General features: G+C 68.3%; 17 protein-coding genes. 11 read left to right on the forward strand and 6 right to left on the reverse strand.

Going from position 1 to position 20,776, the window contains the following annotated elements; genetic code table 11:
• Positions 1-96: 96 nt before the first annotated feature.
• Complete coding sequence (locus ACIN94_RS07725) at positions 97-489, reverse strand: PaaI family thioesterase (RefSeq protein WP_400701684.1); 393 nt, start codon at positions 487-489, stop codon at positions 97-99.
• A 98-nt stretch (positions 490-587) separates the two neighbouring features.
• On the opposite strand from ACIN94_RS07725, the gene polA reads away from it, so the two are divergent.
• The 4 genes from polA to coaE all read left to right on the forward strand — a co-directional run bounded on the left by polA (position 588) and on the right by coaE (position 7,044).
• The gene (polA, locus tag ACIN94_RS07730; protein ID WP_400701006.1) at positions 588-3,278 is read left to right on the forward strand and encodes a DNA polymerase I; all 2,691 of its coding nucleotides are present in this window, start codon (positions 588-590) and stop codon (positions 3,276-3,278) included.
• 106 nt (positions 3,279-3,384) lie between these two features.
• Positions 3,385-4,461, forward strand: a complete 1,077-nt coding sequence (locus tag ACIN94_RS07735; protein WP_400701009.1) for a polysaccharide deacetylase family protein — start codon at positions 3,385-3,387, stop codon at positions 4,459-4,461.
• 214 nt (positions 4,462-4,675) lie between these two features.
• Positions 4,676-6,175: a 30S ribosomal protein S1 gene (rpsA, locus tag ACIN94_RS07740; protein ID WP_400701011.1), complete on the forward strand. Its 1,500-nt coding sequence runs from the start codon at positions 4,676-4,678 to the stop codon at positions 6,173-6,175.
• A gap of 266 nt (positions 6,176-6,441) precedes the next feature.
• A complete protein-coding gene (coaE, locus tag ACIN94_RS07745; protein ID WP_400701014.1) occupies positions 6,442-7,044 on the forward strand; it encodes a dephospho-CoA kinase in 603 nt (200 codons plus the stop codon).
• 114 nt (positions 7,045-7,158) lie between these two features.
• On the opposite strand, the gene ACIN94_RS07750 is transcribed toward coaE, so the two are convergent.
• Together ACIN94_RS07750 and ACIN94_RS07755 are read right to left on the reverse strand one after the other, a co-directional pair.
• Positions 7,159-8,406 (reverse strand): SPFH domain-containing protein, encoded by a 1,248-nt coding sequence (locus ACIN94_RS07750; RefSeq protein ID WP_400701017.1) that lies wholly within the window; start codon positions 8,404-8,406, stop codon positions 7,159-7,161.
• Between the two features lies 1 nt (position 8,407).
• Positions 8,408-9,970, reverse strand: a complete 1,563-nt coding sequence (locus ACIN94_RS07755; RefSeq protein ID WP_400701020.1) for an SPFH domain-containing protein — start codon at positions 9,968-9,970, stop codon at positions 8,408-8,410.
• 204 nt (positions 9,971-10,174) lie between these two features.
• On the opposite strand from ACIN94_RS07755, the gene uvrB reads away from it, so the two are divergent.
• A complete protein-coding gene (gene uvrB, locus ACIN94_RS07760; protein ID WP_400701023.1) occupies positions 10,175-12,286 on the forward strand; it encodes an excinuclease ABC subunit UvrB in 2,112 nt (703 codons plus the stop codon).
• Positions 12,287-12,351: 65 nt separating this feature from the next.
• Here the strand turns inward: uvrB and ACIN94_RS07765 are convergent, their stop codons facing one another.
• The 3 genes from ACIN94_RS07765 to ACIN94_RS07775 all read right to left on the reverse strand — a co-directional run bounded on the left by ACIN94_RS07765 (position 12,352) and on the right by ACIN94_RS07775 (position 14,408).
• A complete protein-coding gene (locus ACIN94_RS07765; RefSeq protein WP_400701026.1) occupies positions 12,352-12,933 on the reverse strand; it encodes a Uma2 family endonuclease in 582 nt (193 codons plus the stop codon).
• Positions 12,934-13,000: 67 nt separating this feature from the next.
• Complete coding sequence (locus ACIN94_RS07770) at positions 13,001-13,615, reverse strand: hypothetical protein (protein ID WP_400701029.1); 615 nt, start codon at positions 13,613-13,615, stop codon at positions 13,001-13,003.
• A 46-nt stretch (positions 13,616-13,661) separates the two neighbouring features.
• Positions 13,662-14,408: an acyltransferase gene (locus tag ACIN94_RS07775; protein ID WP_400701031.1), complete on the reverse strand. Its 747-nt coding sequence runs from the start codon at positions 14,406-14,408 to the stop codon at positions 13,662-13,664.
• Positions 14,409-14,564: 156 nt separating this feature from the next.
• Between ACIN94_RS07775 and ACIN94_RS07780 the strand changes: the two genes are divergently transcribed.
• From ACIN94_RS07780 to scpB, 6 genes are all read left to right on the forward strand, one after another.
• Positions 14,565-16,235, forward strand: coding sequence for a CTP synthase (locus tag ACIN94_RS07780; protein ID WP_400701687.1), 1,671 nt, complete (start codon positions 14,565-14,567; stop codon positions 16,233-16,235).
• Positions 16,232-16,858: an NUDIX domain-containing protein gene (locus tag ACIN94_RS07785; RefSeq protein WP_400701034.1), complete on the forward strand. Its 627-nt coding sequence runs from the start codon at positions 16,232-16,234 to the stop codon at positions 16,856-16,858. Before ACIN94_RS07780 ends, ACIN94_RS07785 begins: the two co-directional genes overlap by 4 nt.
• A gap of 12 nt (positions 16,859-16,870) precedes the next feature.
• Entirely contained in the window at positions 16,871-17,797 is a 927-nt protein-coding gene (locus tag ACIN94_RS07790) for a site-specific tyrosine recombinase XerD (protein WP_400701690.1), read from the forward strand.
• Positions 17,798-17,896: 99 nt separating this feature from the next.
• Positions 17,897-18,844, forward strand: a complete 948-nt coding sequence (locus ACIN94_RS07795; RefSeq protein ID WP_400701037.1) for a ParA family protein — start codon at positions 17,897-17,899, stop codon at positions 18,842-18,844.
• A 30-nt stretch (positions 18,845-18,874) separates the two neighbouring features.
• On the forward strand, positions 18,875-19,699 hold the full coding sequence (locus ACIN94_RS07800; RefSeq protein WP_400701040.1) for a segregation and condensation protein A: 825 nt from the start codon (positions 18,875-18,877) through the stop codon (positions 19,697-19,699).
• Positions 19,692-20,249: an SMC-Scp complex subunit ScpB gene (gene scpB / locus ACIN94_RS07805; RefSeq protein WP_400701043.1), complete on the forward strand. Its 558-nt coding sequence runs from the start codon at positions 19,692-19,694 to the stop codon at positions 20,247-20,249. The genes ACIN94_RS07800 and scpB overlap by 8 nt, the downstream gene beginning before the upstream one ends.
• The last annotated feature ends 527 nt before the right edge of the window (positions 20,250-20,776 follow it).

Consider the following 20,776-nt stretch of genomic DNA (forward strand, 5'->3'; position numbering starts at 1 on the left):
ACTCGGCCTCCCCACGGGCACCGCTGTCACCCACGGTAGTGACCCATGTGGCAAGAGTGCAGAAAGGGGTGGTCGTGATACGGGCGAATAGTGGGATCAGACGTCACGCAGGAGGCAGGTGAGGCGGGAGGTGCACACCCGGCGGCCCTGCTCGTCGGTGATCTCGATGTCGTAGGTGGCGAGCGTCCGGCCCCCGTGGATCCGGGTGGCGATACCGGTGACGTATCCGGAGGTGGCCGAGCGGTGGTGGGTGGCGTTGATCTCGATGCCCACGGCGATGCGCCCGGGCCCCGCGTGGATGGCCGCGCCGGTCGAGCCGAGCGTCTCGGCGAGCACGCATGAGGCGCCGCCGTGCAGCAGGCCGTACGGCTGGATGTTGCCCTCGACGGGCATCCGGCCCACCACCCGTTCGGGGCCGGCCTCGGTGATCTCGATCCCCATCCGCTCGACGAGCGTGTTCCTGTGGGAGGCGCCGAGCTGCTCCTCCATGCGGCGGGTGACGTCGTCGGGGTCTGTCATGGTCAAGGGGATCTCTCCTGTCGTGCGGGGCCGGGTTTTCTGTCGCACCAGGAGACTAGGCTTCCGGTGTGCCGAAGAGCGAAACGACCCCCACTCGTCCGTGTCTCCTGCTGCTGGATGGGCATTCCCTGGCCTACCGGGCCTTCTACGCCCTGCCTGAGGAGAATTTCTCCACGACGACGGGTCAGACGACAAACGCGGTCTACGGGTTCACGTCGATGCTGGTCAACGTGCTCCGCGACGAGCAGCCCACGCACGTGGCGGTCTGCTTCGACCGGTCGGAGCCGACGTTCCGGCACGAGGCGTACGCCGAGTACAAGGCGAACCGGAGCGCGAGCCCCGACAGCTTCCGCAGCCAGATGAGCCTGATCCACGAGATGCTCGACGCGTTGCGCGTCCCGCACCTGTCGCTGGCGGGTTACGAGGCCGACGACCTGATCGCCACACTCGCCACCCAGGCCGCCGGGCAGGGCATGAACGTGCTGGTCGTCACCGGTGACCGCGACGCGCTGCAGCTGGTCGACGACCGTGTCACGGTGCTGATGACCAGGGTCGGGATCAGCAACATGACCAGGTTCACCCCCGAGGCGGTGCTGGAGAAATACGAGCTGACCCCGGTCCAGTATCCCGACTTCGCGGCCATCCGCGGCGACTCCAGCGACAACCTGAAGAACATCCCCGGTGTGGGGGAGAAGACCGCGGCCAAGTGGATCCGTGAGTTCGGCTCGCTGGAGGAGCTGGTCAACCGGGTCGACGAGGTCAGGGGCAAGGCCGGCGACAAGCTCCGCGAGCATCTCGACCAGGTGCTGATGAACCGTCGCCTGACCCAGCTCATGCGCGACGTCCCGCTGGAGCGTGAGGTCTCCGGCCTGACGGTCGGCCAGGCCGACCGCGACGAGGTCAACAAGATCCTCGACACGCTGGAGTTCCGGGGAGAGCTCCGCGACCGGCTGTTCAAGACGCTCGGCGCCGCCGCACCCGAGACGGAGGAGGGTTTCGAGGTCGAGGCCGTCGTGCTCGGCCCCGGCGAGGTCGCCGGGTGGCTGGGGGAGCTGCCCGAGGGCCGGGCCGGGCTCGCCTTCAAGGGCGTCTACGGCGGCGGCACCGGACGGATCGACAGCCTCGCGATCGCCGCGCCGGGCGGCCGCGCCGCGTTCGTCGACCCCACCACGCTGACCGAGGCCGACGAGACGGCCCTGCGCGCCTGGCTCGGCGACGACACAAGGCCCAAGGCCGTGCACGACGCCAAGGGGCCGATGCTGGCGCTGTGGGCGCAGGGGATGGACCTGCGCGGCCTGACCTGTGACACGGCGCTGGCGGCCTACCTGGCGATGCCGGGGCAGAAGACGTTCCTGCTGGAGGACCTCGTGCGGGTCTACCTCCAGCGCGAGCTGCGCAGCGAGGCCGAGGCCGGCGGCCAGACCAGCCTCTTCGACGACCAGGACGCCGACGCCGCCCGGGAGCTGGGGCTGCGGGCACTGGCGGTCCGGGAGCTGGCCGAGGCGCTGGAGGCGTTCCTGGAGCCGCGTGACGGCACCCGCCTGATGCGCGAGGTGGAGCTGCCGCTGGTGACCGTGCTGGCCGAGCTGGAGCGGGCGGGTATCGCCGCCGACAGGGACTACTTCAGCGGGCTGGAGGCCGAGTTCGGCGCCGCGGTCAAGCAGGCCGTCGAGGCGGCGCACGCGGCCGTGGGGGAGCAGTTCAACCTGGGCTCGCCCAAGCAGCTGCAGGAGATCCTGTTCGTCCGGCTGAACCTGCCCAAGACCAAGAGGACCAAGACGGGTTACACCACCGACGCCGACGCGCTGGCGTGGCTGGCCGCCCAGACCGAGCACGAGCTGCCGACCATCATGCTCAGGCACCGCGACCAGGCCAGGCTGAAGGTCACGGTCGAGGGCCTGATCAAGGAGATCGCCGACGACGGGCGGATCCACACCACGTTCAACCAGATCGTGGCGGCGACCGGGCGGCTCAGCTCGGAGAAGCCCAACCTGCAGAACATCCCGATCCGCACCGTCGAGGGCCGCCGGATCCGGCAGGGATTCGTGGTCGGGGCGGGTTACGAGACCCTGCTGACCGCCGACTACAGCCAGATCGAGCTGCGGATCATGGCGCATCTGTCGGGGGACGAGTCGCTGATCGCGTCCTTCGAGTCCGGGCACGACTTCCACAAGGCCACCGCGGCGCGGGTCTTCGACATCGAGCCCGAGCAGGTGACGGGGGAGATGCGGGCCAAGATCAAGGCCATGAACTACGGCCTGGCCTACGGTCTGTCGGACTTCGGGCTGGCCGGGCAGCTCAACATCCCGGTGCCGGAGGCGAGGGCGCTCAAGGAGGAGTACTTCGAGGAGTTCGGCGGGGTCCGCGACTTCCTCAACGCGATCGTCGCCCAGGCCAGGCACGACGGTTACACCGAGACCATCATGGGCCGTCGCCGCTACCTGCCCGACCTCAACAGCGACAACCGCCAGCGCCGCGAGATGGCCGAGAGGATGGCGCTCAACGCGCCGATCCAGGGGTCGGCGGCCGACATCATCAAGGTCGCCATGCTCAATGTGCAGAGCGCCCTCAAGGAGGCGTCCCTGAGTTCCCGGATGCTGCTCCAGGTCCACGACGAGCTCGTGTTCGAGGTGGCGCCGGGAGAGCTCGCGGCCCTGCGCGAGCTGGTCGTCGACCGGATGAACGCCGCCTACTCGCTACGCGTCCCGCTGGAGGTCTCCGTGGGGGTCGGCCGCACCTGGGAGGACGCCGGTCACTGATCGATTGCCCGGCCTGTCCGACTCTGTTCTAGGGTGGTGAGCCAGCCGATCCCTCGACAGGCCCGGGAGTACTGTGCGGAGTTCATCCCCCCTCACGCTGATCATCATGATGGCCAACATCGTGGTGGTGTCCGCCGCGGTGGTGGCGCTCCTCACCCTTCCCACTCCCACGGAGGCCGTCCGGCAGGCCGCGCCCCTGACCGGCGCGGCGCCGGGCGCCCCCGTGCCGCCGCCGCCGCAGACCGACCTGCCCTCGGCTGACCTTCCGCCGCCGGTCCAGGCGACCCCGGAGTCCGCCCGCGAGGTCAAGGCCAACGAGGCGGGAGTGGTCCCGGTGCTGATGTACCACCGGATCATGAAGAAGCGGCTGGCCTCCATCGACCGCACACCCTCCCAGGTGCGTCAGGAGATGGAGAAGCTGGCCAGGGACGGTTACGTGCCGATCACCGCGCGGGAGTTCGTCACCGGGAAGATCGACATTCCGGCGGGCAGGCACCCGGTCGTGCTGACCTTCGACGACGGGCACCCGAGCCACTTCGCGCTGGACGGCAACGGCATGCCGGCCAAGGACACCGCGGTCGGGATCATCTACCAGGTCGCGAAGAAGTATCCGGAGTTCCGGCCCGTCGCCACCTTCTGGGTCAACCGGGAGCCGTTCGGCCTGCGCGACCGGCATGACCAGACGCGCGCCGTGCAGTGGCTGACCTCGCGCGGCTTCGAGGTGGCCAACCACACCTGGAGCCACCCCTACCTGCCGGGTCTGTCGAACAAGAAGGTCGCCGAGCAGATCGTCCGGACCGAGCGGCTGCTCGACAAGCTCGGCGCCGGCCCGTCCGACACCTTCGCGCTGCCCTTCGGCGCGATGCCGCGTAAGAGATCCACCGTGCAGTCCGGGAAGTGGGACGGGAGCCGCTTCGCGTTCAAGGGTGTCTTCCTGGCCGGCGCGCAGCCGTCGGAGTCGCCCTTCGTCAAGGACTTCGACTGGCGGGCCATCCAGCGGATCCAGAGCAACGGCAAGAAGGGCGAGTGCCGCAGATGGTGCTCGCAGTACTGGCTGGAGTGGTTGAACAGCCACCCCGACCGGCGCTACACGGCGGACGGTGACCCCGACCGGGTGTCCGTGCCGGAGAGGCTTCGAGGTACCATCACCCCCAAGCTGAGGCAGCAGGTCAATGCGTACTAATGCGTATTAACGTTCTGTTTACGGCGTGTTCCGTCTCCGGATTGACCAGACTCGTCTGGTCTCATATGCTGATCGCTGCGCTGTGGGCTCGCGCGTGTCTCGGACGGAGTGGGCTCGCGCTCGTCACGCCGATGATTTTGTTCGGCTGAACGATAAGAGGCCTGCCGCGTGTTCGCCACATCGACATCTGTCCGCGTTCGGAGCAATTCCACACATGACGAGCAGCACTGAGGCCACCTCGAGCACCCCGCAGGTAGCGGTCAACGACATCGGTTCCGAGGAAGACTTCCTCGCAGCAATCGATCTGACCATCAAGTACTTCAATGACGGCGACATCGTCGAGGGCACCGTCGTCAAGGTCGATCGAGATGAAGTTTTGCTCGACATCGGCTACAAGACCGAGGGTGTCATCCCCTCGCGTGAGCTCTCGATCAAGCACGATGTCGATCCCGCGGACGTCGTCGAGGTTGGCGAGCACGTCGAGGCCCTGGTTCTCCAGAAGGAGGACAAGGAAGGGCGTCTGATCCTGTCCAAGAAGCGCGCTCAGTACGAGCGGGCCTGGGGCACGATCGAGAAGATCAAGGACGAGGACGGCATCGTCACCGGCACCGTCATCGAGGTCGTCAAGGGTGGTCTCATCCTCGACATCGGCCTCCGTGGCTTCCTCCCGGCGTCCCTGGTCGAGATGCGCCGTGTCCGCGACCTCCAGCCCTACGTGGGCCGTGAGCTCGAGGCGAAGATCATAGAGCTGGACAAGAACCGCAACAACGTGGTTCTCTCCCGCCGCGCCTGGCTTGAGCAGACCCAGTCCGAGGTCCGCCAGACGTTCCTCAACACCCTGCAGAAGGGTCAGGTCCGCAAGGGCGTCGTCTCCTCGATCGTCAACTTCGGTGCGTTCGTGGACCTCGGCGGCGTCGACGGTCTGGTTCACGTCTCCGAGCTCTCCTGGAAGCACATCGACCACCCGTCCGAGGTCGTCGAGGTCGGCCAGGAGGTCACCGTCGAGGTTCTCGACGTCGACATGGAGCGCGAGCGGGTCTCCCTGTCGCTCAAGGCGACGCAGGAGGACCCCTGGCAGCAGTTCGCCCGGACCCACCAGATCGGTCAGGTCGTCCCGGGTCGCGTCACCAAGCTGGTGCCGTTCGGTGCGTTCGTCCGCGTCGAGGAGGGCATCGAGGGCCTGGTCCACATCTCCGAGCTGGCCGAGCGCCACGTCGAGATCCCCGAGCAGGTCGTCCAGGTCGGCGAAGAGATCTTCGTGAAGATCATCGACATCGACCTCGAGCGTCGCCGGATCTCGCTGTCGCTCAAGCAGGCGAACGAGAGCGCGGCCGGCGCCGACATCGAGTTCGACCCCACGCTGTACGGCATGGCGGCGACCTACGACGACCAGGGCAACTACATCTACCCCGAGGGCTTCGACTCCGAGACGAGCGAGTGGCTTGAGGGCTTCGAGAAGCAGCGTGACGAGTGGGAGCGGCAGTACGCCGAGGCCCAGACCCGTTTCGAGGCTCACAAGAAGCAGGTGGAGGAGGCCCGCAAGGCCGAGGCCGAGGCGGGCGAGGCCGCTCCCACGTCCTACTCCGGTGAGACCCCGGCCGCCGGCTCCGGTTCCAGCTCCAGCAGCAGCTCCTCCGCTCCGGCGGCGGGTGCCCTCGCCTCCGACGAGGCTCTCGCGGCTCTGCGTGAGAAGCTCGCGGGCGGCCAGAGCTGACCTGGGTGAAGCAGTGAGGATCTGAGGATCCGAGGATCCGAGGAAGGGCCCCGCTCCGGCGGGGCCCTTTTCCGTGTCTCCGCCAGGGTTGCGCCGCGACCTTCAGACGTGACCGCAAAGAATCATCAATCACCGGTCCAATTAGACTTTGCCGAGACGGGATGCTCCCGCGCTCCGGGTGATCCGGCGTCCCCGCGGACCCGCCCGCTCCCGGCCGTGAAAGCCCCCGCCTCGGCGGGCAGGCCGTACCGCGTATGCTGCGGATCATGCTGAAGGTTGGTCTTACCGGCGGGATCGGGTCGGGCAAGAGCGAGGTGTCACGGCGGCTGGCATCCAGGGGAGCCGTCGTCATCGACGCCGACAAGATCGCCCGTGAGGTGGTCGAGCCGGGGACCGAGGGGCTGGCGCGGGTCGTCGGCGTCTTCGGAGACGAGATCCTGCACGGGGACGGGTCGCTCAACCGGGAGAAGCTCGGCTCGATCGTCTTCGCTGACTCCGAGAAGCTGGCCTCGCTCAACGCCATCGTGCACCCGCTGGTCGGGGCGCGGGTCGCCGAGCTGCAGCACCAGGCGGACGGCGATGTGATCGTGGTCTACGACGTGCCGCTGCTGGCGGAGAACGGCCTCGCCCCGATGTACGACGTCGTGGTCGTCGTGGACGCCGCCGACGACGTCCGCCTCGCCCGGCTGGCCGAGCTGCGGGGCATGAGCGAGCAGGACGCCAGGGCCCGGTTCGCGGCCCAGGCGTCCCGCGAGGATCGGCTGAAGGTCGCCGACCTCGTGGTGCCGAACGAGGGGTCGCTGGAGGAACTGGACACCCGGGTGGACGAGATCTGGGCTGAGCTGGCGGGCCGGGCCAGGAAGCGATAGGGCGGGCGGCGTCCCCGGCCCCGGCGCATGTGGTTGCGCCGGGGCACGGGTACGTGCGGACTCGGACGTTCCTTCCGCGGAGCCCCATCGGGCCCCTCGGGGAGACGGAGGGCTTCAGCCGGGTTCGCCGGGGGGCTGGAGCCGGCCGTTGCCCTGGCCGAGCCGCGGCAGGATCTGGGCCAGGAGCAGGGTGGACAGCGCGGAGGACTCGCCGGACATGCCGTCGGTGCGGACCACGACGGGCCGCGGGGCGTTCTCGGCGAGCCTGGCTCCCACGTCCAGGCGGCGCCGGGCCAGCTCGTACTGGAGCACGGCACGGTTGTCGCGGTAGGCGTCGGCCAGCCGGCGCAGCCCCTTGGCCTCGTTCTCCGCGGAGGTGAGCTCGGCCCGTCCCTTGGCCTCGATCTCCCAGCGCACCCGCTGCGCCTCGGTCTCGTGCTCCTCCAACATGCGGGCGACGTCCTTGCGCGCGGTGTTGGCGGCCGCCCGTACCTCGACGATGCGGGCGTCCCGCGTCTTCTTGGAGCGCTCGATCTCCATCAGCAGCGTGTCGATCCGCCGCTTGCGGGTGAGCTCCCACTCCCGTTCGAAGGCCGACAGCTCCTTGGCCACCTTCTCGCGGGTGGCCAGGTGCTGCTGGTACTGGTCGGGCAGCTGCACGTCGGGGATGTTGGCGCCGGTGATCCGCACGCCGTACCGGCCGAGCTGGCGGGTCAGCAGCTCCTGCATGTCGCCGACGTCGGAACCGCGCAGGTCGTAGGCGCGCTCGGTGTGCACCCGGCGGCTGCGCTGGCGGATGGCGTCCTGCACGGCACTGCTGAGCACCAGGTCGAAGTTGCCCGCGCCGATCGTCCGGACGAAGGCGACCGGATCGACGATGCGGAACTTCAGGAAGAACTCGATCGACTTCAGCGGCACGTTCTCCGCGGTCGGGCAGGCGATGATCGGAGCGGAGTAGGGGATCTCGGTGGAGGTGTCCACCACCGCGTCCACCCGGTCCCACGGCAGCCACAGATAGTGGCGTCCCGGGGCCAGAGTGCCCACGATCGCGCCCCACCGGCTGCTCACCCCGGTGGTGCCCTCCTCGATCTCGATGATCGCCCGGCGCCACAGCCAGACCAGCGCCGTGAGCAGGAACAGCACCGCGCCGATCGCGGCGAGGGTGGAGAACACCCCGTCCGACAGCAGCGCCGTACCGGCCAGGTAGAAGGCAATGAACAGCAGCGTCAACCAGCCGAAGCCGCGGCGATCCTTGGGGATGACCACCGGGACGAGCTGACCGGACTCGCCGCCACGCAGCAGCTGGCGGATCTCCGACCAGGAGGCCAGGGATTCCTTGATCTTGGAGAAATCTCCGCTCACCTTAGACCTCTTCCTGCACGGCGGGCACTCTGGCCTCCGGAGTTCCGCCTGTGGTGGGCGCCGCGGTCCTCGCGGCCGGGTTGAGCAGGGCGCCGATCTCCGCCTCGCGCCCCTCGACCCGCCTGCCGATCTCGGTGATCCGTCCTCTGATCGCCGCCATGTCCGCCGTGGAGAACAGCTGCGTTTCCCGGCTGCCGACCAGTTGCCTGGCCAGGGTGAGCAGGTCGATGTCGGTGGTCTCGCCGACCTGCACCACGTGGGGCAGGTGGGGGGCCACCGACTCCAGCTTGTCGAGCAGGTCCTGCTGGAAGCGGTAGTCCAGGATCTCGGGGGCCTCGGCGGCGCTGAGCGCCCTGATGTCCAGTGCCTGCGCCTCCAGCAGCGCCGCGTTGGCCTTGGCGGTGGACTCCGCCTCCACCAGCCGCTGGCCGGCCTGCGCCTTCGCCTGGTGGGACGCGCGCTCCAGTGCGGTGTCCATCTGGGCCTGGTATACGGCGATCTCGGCGTGGATGGCGGAGAGCTGCTCCTGCAGCCCGGCGAGTTCCTTGATCAGGTCGCCCTCGTTCTGCTCCTTGCGCAGTTGGAGTTCGTACTCGTAGGTGTAGGCCTCCTTGGCGACTCTGATCATCTCCGGGGCGGCCAGGTCCATCCGGTACTCCTGGCTGGACGGTTCGGCGTGGGTGATGTTCACGTCGGTGAGCCGTACGGCGGGCAGGAACTGCTGGTTGAGGTTGCCCAGCATGCCCTTGGTGCTCTCACCGACCAGGTCGTAGATGTCCTCGGCGCGCTGGGCGTAGATGAGGGAGCGGGTGACCTCGCTGATGGCGTTCTGCAGCTTGGCCTGGAAACCGCCGACTGAGCCGAGGACGAAGATGAACTCGGCGGGGTCCTCGATCCGGAACTGCAGGAACAGGTCCACGCTGGCCTTGACGCCCTGCTGGGTCGGGGCCTCGCGGATGGGCGTGTTGAAGGGGTACTCCCGGGTGGTGTTGACGATGTAGCTGACCCGCTTCCATGGGTTGAACAGCGTCACCCTGCCCGGCTCGGCGATCTGTACGAGCTTGCCGAACTTGGTGATCAGGGCCTTGCAGCCCTCGGGCACCATGACCACGCTCTGCCGCCACCACAGGAACGCGGTGGCAAGCACCAGCACGGCCCAGTAGTGCGGTCCGAACAGCACCCGCGCGCCGTCGGGGAGGCCGGTGGCGACCAGGCCGACCAGGCCGAGCCCCGCCAGCACGACCAGGGGGATGATCACCCGGGCCATGGTGCCCTTGGGGATCACCACCGGTGAGATCACGTGGGCCGCCTCGCCGTCCGGGCCGGTGCCGGTGAAGCTGCGGTTGACGATCTCACCGGCCTCGTTCAGCGACGCGGTGCGGGCCTCGATGAGCGTGCTCAGGGACGCGCCCTGTTCTCGGGCGGCCAGGAAGTCGCCGGGGTTGAGCGCGAATCCCTGCTGGCCGGCCATCTGGCCTCTGACCTGGTTCGCCACCTGGCCCGCCATCTGGCGTAGGTCGCCTCCCTGTCCTATCGCCTGCGCGGCGGTCATCGCCGACCGCATTGCCTCTCTTGGCCGGGACATCAAACCTCCGGGGTAGCAGGGTCAGGTATATGTCGAGAGCCCGATATATCACGCTTTATAGGCGACGACATGAAGAAAGTAAAAAGCATCTGGTTTGCGGATCACTTGCCACCTGATTGAAAGGGGGAGGACCGGCCCACGGCCGAGGGCGGAATGTCGGTGGCTCCGCCTACAGTGGGTGGAGTGAGGCCGGTAACTGATTTGCAGCGTAAGGTGGCTCCCTTCGGGGTCGTCACCGACATGACCCCCTCGGGCGACCAGCCCACCGCGATCGCCGAGCTGGAGCGGCGTGTGAAGGCAGGTGACAAGGATAACGTCCTGCTCGGCGCCACGGGCACGGGCAAGACCGCCACGGTCGCCTGGCTGATCGAGCGGCTGCAGCGGCCGACCCTGGTCATCCAGCCGAACAAGACGCTCGCCGCGCAGTTCGCCAACGAACTGCGCGAGATGATGCCCGACAACGCGGTCGAATACTTCGTCTCCTACTACGACTACTACCAGCCCGAGGCGTACGTCCCGCAGAGCGACACCTACATCGAGAAGGACTCCTCGATCAACGACGAGGTCGAGCGGCTGCGTCACTCGGCGACCAACTCGCTGCTGACCCGCCGCGACACGATCGTGGTGGCGTCGGTCTCGTGCATCTACGGCCTGGGCACCCCCCAGGAGTACGTCGACCGCATGACCTCGCTCAAGGTCGGCCAGGAGATCGAGCGTGACAGGCTGCTGCGCCGGCTGGTCGACATGCAGTACACCCGCAACGACCTGGCCTTCACCCGGGGCACCTTCAGGGTGCGCGGCGACACGATCGAGATCATCCCGAAGTACGAGGAGCTCGCCGTGCGCATCGAGATGTTCGGCGACGAGATCGAGAAGCTCTCCACCATGCACCCGCTGACCGGCGAGGTGATCACGGAGGACACCGAGCTCCACATCTTCCCCGCCTCCCACTACGTCGCGGGCACCGAGCGGATGGAGAAGGCCGTCCAGGGCATCGAGGCCGAGCTCGCCCAGAGCCTGGAGACGATGGAGCGGCAGGGCAAGCTCCTGGAGGCCCAGCGGCTGCGCATGCGCACCACCTATGACCTGGAGATGATGCGCCAGATCGGCACCTGCTCCGGCATCGAGAACTACTCCCGCCACATGGACGGCCGTGCCCCGGGCAGCGCGCCCAACACCCTGCTCGACTACTTCCCCGAGGACTTCCTGCTCGTCCTGGACGAGTCGCACCAGACCGTGCCGCAGATCGGCGCGATGTACGAAGGCGACGCCTCCCGCAAGCGCACGCTCGTCGAGCACGGCTTCCGCCTGCCGTCGGCGATGGACAACCGCCCGCTCAAGTGGGAGGAGTTCCTGGAGCGGATCGGCCAGACCGTCTACCTGTCGGCCACCCCGGGCACCTACGAGCTGGGCCGTTCCAAGGGCGACGTGGTGGAGCAGGTCATCCGGCCGACCGGCCTGGTCGACCCCGAGGTGATCGTCAAGCCCACGAAGTCCCAGATCGACGACCTGGTCCACGAGATCAGGACCCGGACCGAGAAAAACGAGCGGGTCCTGGTCACCACGCTGACCAAGAAGATGTCCGAGGACCTCACCGACTACCTCCTGGAGCTGGGCATCCGGGTCCGCTACCTGCACAGCGAGGTCGACACCCTGCGCCGCATCGAGCTGCTGCGGGAGCTGCGGATGGGTGAGTTCGACGTCCTGGTCGGCATCAACCTGCTCCGTGAGGGCCTGGACCTGCCCGAGGTCTCGCTGGTGGCCATCCTCGACGCCGACAAGGAGGGCTTCCTGCGTTCGGAGACCTCGCTGATCCAGACCATCGGCCGCGCGGCCCGTAACGTCTCCGGCCAGGTGCACATGTACGCCGACCGCATCACCCCCTCCATGGAGCGGGCGATCGAGGAGACCAGCCGGCGCCGGGCCAAGCAGACGGCCTACAACGAGGCCAACGGCATCGACCCGCAGCCGCTCCGCAAGAAGATCGCCGACATCCTCGACTCGCTCAACCGGGAGGACGCCGACACCGCCCAGCTCCTCGGCGGCAGCGGCCGTCAGCAGTCGCGCGGCAAGGCGCCGGTCCCCGGCTTCGCTGCCAAGCAGGTGGGCCGGCACGCCAAGGCGATCGCGGGGGAGATGCCCCGGGCCCAGCTGGAGGCGCTGGTCGAGTCGCTCACCGACCAGATGCACCAGGCCGCCGCGGATCTGCAGTTCGAGGTGGCCGCCCGGCTCCGCGACGAGATCAAGGAGCTCAAGCGGGAGGTCCGCGACATGCGCGAGGCCGGGGTCTCCTGAGACGGGTACGCCGTATCTCCTTCCTTCCCGGAGGGGATACGGCGCCTACGGCGGCTCCGCGGTGCCTACCGGCCGATGAACGTGCTCAGGTCGAGGTCGATGTCCACGTCGAAGCCGATGTAGGTCTTCAGGCGCCCGCGGTGGATACCGGTGGGGACATAGGCCTTGACGGAGGGCTCCAGCTCGAAGGTGTAGACGACGGGCTGTTCGCCCTCTTGTTCAACACGCCAGAAATGCCTGATCCCGGCGTCTGAGTATTTGATCGGCTTGGTGGTCCGGTCTCGATCCACCGATTCGGGGGACACCACCTCGATGGCAAGGCGCACGTCCGCGGGCTTGAAGGACGTCGTCTTCATGGTCAGCAACGCCGCCCTGTCCACCACCATGATGTCGGGCTCGGGCCGTTGCCGGATTCCGAGCGTCACCGTCATTTCCCGGACGACGGCAAGATCGTCGGGGGGTGTGAGCTCCTGTTCGAAACGTCTCAGTACGAACATGTGGAACGCGGTCTGGGGAGACATCATGATGAGGGATCCATCGATCAGTTCGACGTGCCGGGGGGCGTCGGGGGGGAGCCGATCGAGCATGTCGGCCGTCCACCCGCCCGGCGGGCCCGGGTAGAACCACTCGGGAAGCGCCGTGCTCATGATGACCTCCTTATAACTCGCCCCTCGGAACCGCGCGACGTGTCCATGATGACACGTTCCGTAGTCGTCAGCGGTGCTCTTCCGGGCGGGAACGGCTGATCATGGCACGGTTGTAGAGCTCGTCGATCTGGTCCAGGGGGTCGGGGGCGCGGCGGCGCGCCTCGATCTCGATGTCGGTGCGGCTCTGGACGTCGGCGATGCCGCCGGCCGCGTGCGCCATCTGGTCGTTGAGCAGGTCGGCGCGGATCCGGGCGCAGGAGCCGGTCAGCTTGGCGTGGTGCTCGCGCAGGCGGCCCAGAGAGGTGGGGTCGCCGTGAGACGACATCCGGATGTGCTGGGCGTAGAGGTCGAGCTGGGCGTCCAGCTGGTCGGCGTGCGCACTGATCTCGGCCACCAGCTGGGGCAGGTCGCCCAGGCCCCACCCGTCGCGCAGCGCGTGGTCCACCGCCTGACGGGTCAGGGAGACCTCCCGCCGCAGGTCCAGCCGCATCCGCTCAAGCTCGGCGGCCTCGCCGGTGCCCATCGCCGCCATGTGAGAGGCCACGCGGGTGCTCACCTTGCGGGCCTCTTTGGTGGCCTTCTTCCCGACCTTGACCAGAAGGTAGATGCCGGCCGCTCCCATGAGGAGGAGGAACAGGAAGATCACCAGCAGAATGGTGAGGAAAGTGCCGATCGGAGCCACCTCCCGATGGGGGCGAAACGAGATTCTTCGAGCATAGCCCGCGTGTTCACCTGTACGCGGATCCAGAGGTCTCGATCCCCGGACTGAGGGATTCGGCGGGCTCCACACCGGTGCCGAGAGGGCCGGGGGATTCGGCGGGTCGGGCGGGGGCGTCGCCGAGGTGGGGCGGCAGCCACCCGTCTCCGGGCACGTAGTGGCGGACGACCCTGGCGGGAACACCGGCGATCACGCTGTGGTCGGGGAACTCGCCGCGGACCACGGCCCCGCCCGCGACCACGCACTGCCTGCCGATCCGGGTGCCCGGCAGGATGATCGCGCCGGTGCCCAGCCAGGAGCCCGAGCCGATGACCACGGGATTGTTGCGCGGCCACTGGCGGCCGATCGGCGTCTCCGGGTCGTCGTAGACGTGGTTCTGGTCGGTGATGTAGACATATGGGCCGGTGAACACATGGTCGCCGATGTCGATCGACTGGTGGCCAACGATGTGGCTGCCCCGGCCGATGGAGCAGCTCCCGCCGATCCGCACGATCGAGTCAGGCCCCAGGTCGACCCCCGGGCCCATGCCCGCGGAGATGGAGACGCGCTCGCCGATCAGGGTGTGGCCACCTATCTCGATCCAGGCCTCGCCGAAGACGGCGCCGAGGGGGAACGACAGGAAGGCGCCCTCACCGAGGCGGCGGAACCGGTATCCGGCGGGACTGGCCGGGCTGACCGCGCCGATCGCGCGGATCGCGGCCCAGCCACGATGGACAAGGCCGCCGGCGACACGCCGTAACACCCCACGAATCGACATAACGGCCTAAGCTACCGGCTGGTCGGATACCGGTGGAATACGGGCCGGGGGATGTTCGGGCGGTTCGCGACAACGGTTTGATATTCTGAGAGCCCGTGGGCATGTGGGCCGTCATCAGGGCGCGCCAACTGATCTATGACGACCACGGGAGACTCCTTGCGCAGCGCCGCACAAACCAAGCATCTGTTCGTCACCGGCGGCGTCGCCTCCAGTCTCGGTAAGGGACTGACGGCGTCGAGCCTCGGGCGCCTTCTCAAGTTGCGTGGCCTGCGGGTCACCATGCAGAAGCTCGATCCCTACCTCAACGTTGATCCCGGGACGATGAACCCGTTCCAGCACGGTGAGGTCTTCGTCACAGACGACGGGGCGGAGACCGACCTCGACGTCGGGCACTACGAGCGCTTCCTCGACACCGAGCTGCACGGCTCGGCGAACGTGACCACCGGCCAGGTCTACTCCAACGTCATCGCCAAGGAGCGCCGCGGCGAGTATCTCGGCGACACCGTGCAGGTCATCCCGCACATCACCAATGAGATCAAGGACCGCATCCGGTCCATGGCCGGCCCCGACGTGGACGTGGTCATCACCGAGGTCGGCGGCACCGTCGGCGACATCGAGTCGCTGCCCTTCCTGGAGGCCGTCCGCCAGGTCCGCCACGAGGTCGGCCGCGACAACGTGTTCTTCCTGCATGTCTCGCTGCTGCCGTACATCGGGCCGAGCGGCGAGCTGAAGACCAAGCCGACCCAGCACTCGGTCGCCGCGCTGCGCAGCATCGGTATCCAGCCCGACGCGATCGTCCTGCGCTCCGACCGCCCGGTCACGAACGCGATCAAGCGCAAGATCAGCCTGATGTGCGACGTCGACGAGGACGCGGTCGTCTCGGCCATAGACGCGCCGAGTATCTACGACATCCCCAAGGTGCTGCACTCCGAGGGACTGGACGCCTACGTGGTCCGCCGCCTCGGCCTGCCCTTCCGCGACGTGGACTGGAAGGAGTGGGAGCAGCTCCTGCGCCGGGTGCACCACCCGGCCAAGGAGGTCACGATCGCGCTCGTCGGTAAGTACATCGACCTGCCCGACGCCTACCTGTCGGTCACCGAGGCGCTGCGTGCGGGTGGCTTCGCCAACGACGCCCGCGTCAACATCCGCTGGGTCAAGAGCGACGACTGCGAGACCCCCGAGGGCGCCACCCGCGAGCTGGCCGGTGTGGACGGTGTGCTCATCCCCGGCGGCTTCGGCGTGCGCGGCATCGAGGGCAAGCTCGGCGCGATCCGATACGTCCGGGAGAACAAGATTCCGCTGCTCGGCATCTGCCTGGGCATGCAGTGCATGGTCATCGAGGCCGCCCGCAACCTCGCGGACATCGAGGACGCCGGCAGCACCGAGTTCGACCCCGAGACCACACACCCGGTCATCTCCACCATGGCCGACCAGGAGGACGTCGTCTCCGGCGAACGCGACATGGGCGGCACCATGAGGCTGGGCCTCTACCCCGCCAAGCTCGCCGAGGGCTCCCTCGCGCGCCAGCTGTACGGCATGGCGAAGGCCGATGAGCGTCACCGCCACCGTTACGAGGTCAACAACTCCTACCGTGCCGAACTGGAGAAGATCGGCATGGTCTTCTCCGGTCTGTCGCCCGACGGCCGCCTGGTGGAGTACGCCGAGCTGCCCGTCGACATCCACCCGTTCTTCATCGGCACCCAGGCGCACCCGGAGTTCCGCTCCCGGCCGACCCGCCCGCACCCGCTGTTCAAGGGTCTGGTCGGCGCCGCTCTGACCTACGCCGGCACCCGTGGCACCGTCGCCCGGGCAGGGCGGAGCAAGTGAGCGTCCCCGAAGTCGAGGTCACGGACGTCCCTGAGAAGTGGAAGGTGGTCTCCTCCACCGAGCACTTCAGGGGGCGTGTCATCACCGGGGTGACCGACGCGGTCCTCATGCCGGAGGAGGAGGTCGTCAACCGCGACTACGTGATCCATCCCGGGTCGGTGGCCGTGGTGGCACTGGACGACCAGGACCGGGTGCTGATGATCCGCCAGTACCGTCACCCGGTCCGGCACCTGCTCTGGGAGCTGCCGGCGGGTCTGCGCGACGTCGAGGGCGAGCCGCTGCACGTCGGAGCGGCCCGCGAGCTCGCCGAGGAGGCGGGCTACCGGGCGGAGACCTGGCACACCCTGATCGACGCCTTCATCTCGCCGGGGATGAGCAACGAGCGGAGCCGGATCTTCCTCGCCAGGGACCTCAGCCCCATCCCCGAAGAGGAGCTGGACTTCGTCCACCAGCACGAGGAAATCGACATGCCGGTGGTCTGGATTCCCCTGTCCGACGCGGTTCGGCGTGCCCTGGCGGGAATGATCCACAATTCCCAAGCCGTGGCCGGTATTCTCGCCGCATACGCCGCTTCGGCGGATGGTTTCGCCTCGTTGCGGCCCGCCGACGCATTGGAGGCATGACAGGAGGACACCCTGAGCGAGACGGAGGCCGTCCTCTCCAGCTACCTCGCCCATCTGGCGATGGAGCGGGGTCTGGCCGCCAACACACTGGCCTCCTATCGCCGTGATCTCCTGCGATACGTGGATCATCTGAAGAGCCGTGGCCTCGTCAACTTCGGTGAGGTGGCCGAAGCCGATGTCACGGCCTTCCTGGCCGCGCTCAGGGAGGGCGACGAGGACCACCAGGCCCTCGTCGCCAGCTCGGCGGCACGTGCGGTCTCGGCGGTGCGCGGGCTGCACCGCTTCGCGCTGCGCGAAGGTGCCGCCGGCCATGACCCGGCCCACGGCGTGCGCCCGCCGCGGCAGCTCAGGCGGCTGCCCAAGGCGATCAGCGTGGACGATGTGGAGCGGCTCATCGCCGCCTCCGGTCCCGAGGGCGCACCGCTCACGATGCGCAACCGGGCGCTGCTGGAGCTGTTGTACGGCACGGGCGCCCGTATCTCCGAGGCCGTGGGCCTCGCCGTGGACGACGTCGACCTGGGCTCGAAGACCCAGCAGGTGCGCCTGCGAGGCAAGGGCGGACGCACCCGCCTGGTGCCCCTGGGCCGCTTCGCCAGAGAGGCACTGGGCGCCTACCTCACCCGGGCGCGCCCGGGCATCGCCGCTCACGGCCGGGGCACCTCGGGGCTGTTCCTCAACGCCAGGGGCGGGCGGCTCACCCGCCAGGGCGCCTGGGAGGTCCTCCAGACGGCCGCCGAGCGTGGAGGGCTGGCAGGAATCTCACCCCATATCTTGCGACATTCGTTCGCAACACACCTCCTCGAGGGCGGTGTGGACGTTAGGGTGGTTCAGGAATTGCTCGGCCACGCCTCGGTGACCACCACGCAGGTATACACCCTGGTCACGGTCGACAAGCTCCGCGAGGCCTATGCCGCTGCGCATCCGCGCGCGCGGCATTGACCTTGCTTATGTCCGGGCGTGCCGCCTTGCCGCATACGTGTTGACGCCATAGTGTCCGTCCGGACGGTCCGGTTCAAGGCCGTCAGGGAGGTTCGACTGGTGACTGTGACCACCGACGGTTCTGTCCGGGGAACGACCCCCGGAAACCCCGAGAATCCCTGGGGGGACACCAAGACCGCCGGGACCCCTCACGCTGGGGGAGTTCTCGGCCCGACCGGGCGACCTCGCCCGGTCTTTCCCGACCCGCCTCCTCGTACGGTGCACGGGCCGGCGCGTGTCGTGGCCATGGTCAACCAGAAGGGCGGCGTCGGCAAGACGACCACCACCATCAACCTGGGTGCGGCGCTGGCCGAGGCCGGGCTCAGGGTGCTGCTGGTCGACTTCGACCCGCAGGGCGCCCTCTCCGTCGGCCTTGGGATCAACCCTCACCAGCTTGACCTGACGGTCTACAACCTCCTGATGGAGCGGCAGATCACCGCCAGGGACGTGCTGATGGAGACCGGCGTCGAGGGCATGGACCTGTTGCCCAGCAACATTGACCTGTCGGCGGCCGAAGTCCAGCTCGTCACGGAGGTCGCCCGCGAGCAGGTGCTCGGCCGGGTGATCAAGCCGCTCCTGCCCGAGTACGACGTGTGCCTGATCGACTGCCAGCCCTCCCTGGGCCTGCTCACGATCAACGCGCTGGCCTGCGCGCACGGCGTCATGGTGCCGCTGGAGTGTGAGTTCTTCGCGCTGCGCGGGGTCGCGCTGCTCATGGACACCATCATCAAGGTCCAGCAGCGCATCAACGAGGACCTGGTCATCGAGGGCCTGCTCGCCACCATGTACGACGCGCGGACCCTGCACGGCCGCGAGGTGCTGGCCCGGGTGGTCGAGGCGTTCGACGAGAAGGTCTACCACACGGTGATCAACCGGACGGTCCGCTTCCCCGACGCCACCGTGGCCGGTGAGCCCATCACCAGCTTCGACTCCTCCTCGCTCGGCGCCAGCGCCTACCGCGAGCTGGCCCGCGAAGTCCTCACCAGATGGGCCGCGCTGGAGAGGTGACCGCGGTCCCGGGTGCGGGACAATGGCGGGATGACCGAGCAGCCGCAGACGGCCGACGACACCTTCAGAGTGCACCTGGAGGTCTTCGAGGGCCCTTTCGACCTGCTGCTCGGTCTGATCTCCAAGCACAAGCTCGACATCACCGAGGTCTCCCTCAGCCAGGTCACCGATGAGTTCATCTCCTACATCCGTGCCCGCGGCCCGGAGTGGGATCTGGAACAGACGAGTCACTTCCTGCTCGTCGCGGCCACCCTGCTCGACCTCAAGGCGGCCAGACTGCTGCCGTCGGGCGAGGTCGACGACGAGGAGGACCTCGCCCTTCTGGAGGCGCGCGACCTGCTGTTCGCCCGGCTCCTGCAGTACCGGGCCTACAAGGAGGTCGTGAAGGTCTTCTCCAGCCGGATGGCCGAGGAGGCGCTGTGCTTCCCCCGGACCGTGCCGATGGAGGCCCAGTTCGCCAACCTCCTGCCCGAGCTGATCCTGGGCATCGGCCCCGACCGCCTCGCCCAGCTCGCCCAGCGGGCCTTCGCGCCCAAGGTCCCCCCATCGGTCTCCGTCGACCACATCTACCAACCACTCGCCAATGTCAGGGATCAGGCGGTTATCCTTGTCGAGCGGCTGCGGCGGGTGCGCCGGGCGACCTTCCGGGCCCTCACCTCCGACTGCGCCGGCACCTTCGAGGTCGTCGCGCGTTTCCTGGCCGTCCTGGAGCTCTATCGGGAGGCGGCTGTCTCCTTCGACCAGGTGGAGCCTCTCGGAGAACTGCACGTGACCTGGACCGGTAGCGACGACGGAGACGTCGCCGTGGCCGACGACTACGACGAGAGCACCAAGAGAGAGCCCGCCCATGACTGACGTGGTGCCCGACCCGGACCTGTGCGCCGGGTTGGAGGCTATCCTTCTCGTGGTCGACGAACCGGTCAGCCAGATGACCCTCGCCCAGATTCTGGAACGGCCCACCGGTGAGGTCGCCGCCGCACTCCGTAAACTGTCGGCGGAATACACTGAGGCCGGCCGGGGTTTCGACCTGAGAGAGGTGGCGGGCGGCTGGCGGTTCTACACGCGGGCCGAGCACGCGGCCCTCGTGGAGCGGTTCGTCCGCGACGGCCAGCAGGCGCGGCTCACTCAGGCCGCACTGGAGACCCTGGCCGTGGTCGCCTACCGGCAGCCGGTCAGCCGGGCCCGGGTGGCGGCCATCCGAGGTGTCAACAGCGACGGTGTCATGCGCACGCTGGTAACACGGGGGCTGGTCGAAGAGGCCGGCACCGAACCGGAGAGCCAGGCATTGCTCTACCGGACAAGTTCGTATTTTCTCGAGCGGATGGGCCTGCGGGATCTCGGTGAGCTTCCCGAACTGGCACCGTTCCTGCCCGACGACGTGGAAACCCTAGAGGAGCACAAGTAGTGAATAACAGGCGTAGCACCCCGTCCGGTGATGGACGCGGTCAAGGCCGTGGCGGAGCCCCGCGCGGCGGCAATCCCCGCGGCGGCTCCCGGTCCGGCGGACCCCGTGGTGGGTCGCAGGGTGGGTTCCGTTCGGACGGTCCGCGTCGTGATGACCGTGGGGCGTCCCGTGGTGGGTCGCAGGGTGGGTTCCGTTCGGACGGTCCGCGTCGTGATGACCGTGGGGCGTCCCGTGGTGGGTCGCAGGGCGGTTTCCGTTCGGACGGTCCGCGTCGTGATGACCGTGGCGGGTTCCGTTCCGAGCGTGACGGTTCGCGCAGCCAGTACGGCAGGCCCGCCGAGGGTGGTTTCCGTTCGGATGGTCCGCGTCGTGATGACCGTGGGGCGTCCCGTGGTGGGTCGCAGGGCGGTTTCCGTTCGGACGGTCCGCGCCGTGATGACCGTGGCGGGTTCCGTTCCGAGCGTGACGGTTCGCGCAGCCAGTACGGCAGGCCCGCCGAGGGTGGTTTCCGTTCGGATGGTCCGCGT

Source organism: Streptosporangium sp. NPDC087985 (assembly GCF_044741965.1).
In the GTDB taxonomy this organism is placed as follows: domain Bacteria; phylum Actinomycetota; class Actinomycetes; order Streptosporangiales; family Streptosporangiaceae; genus Streptosporangium.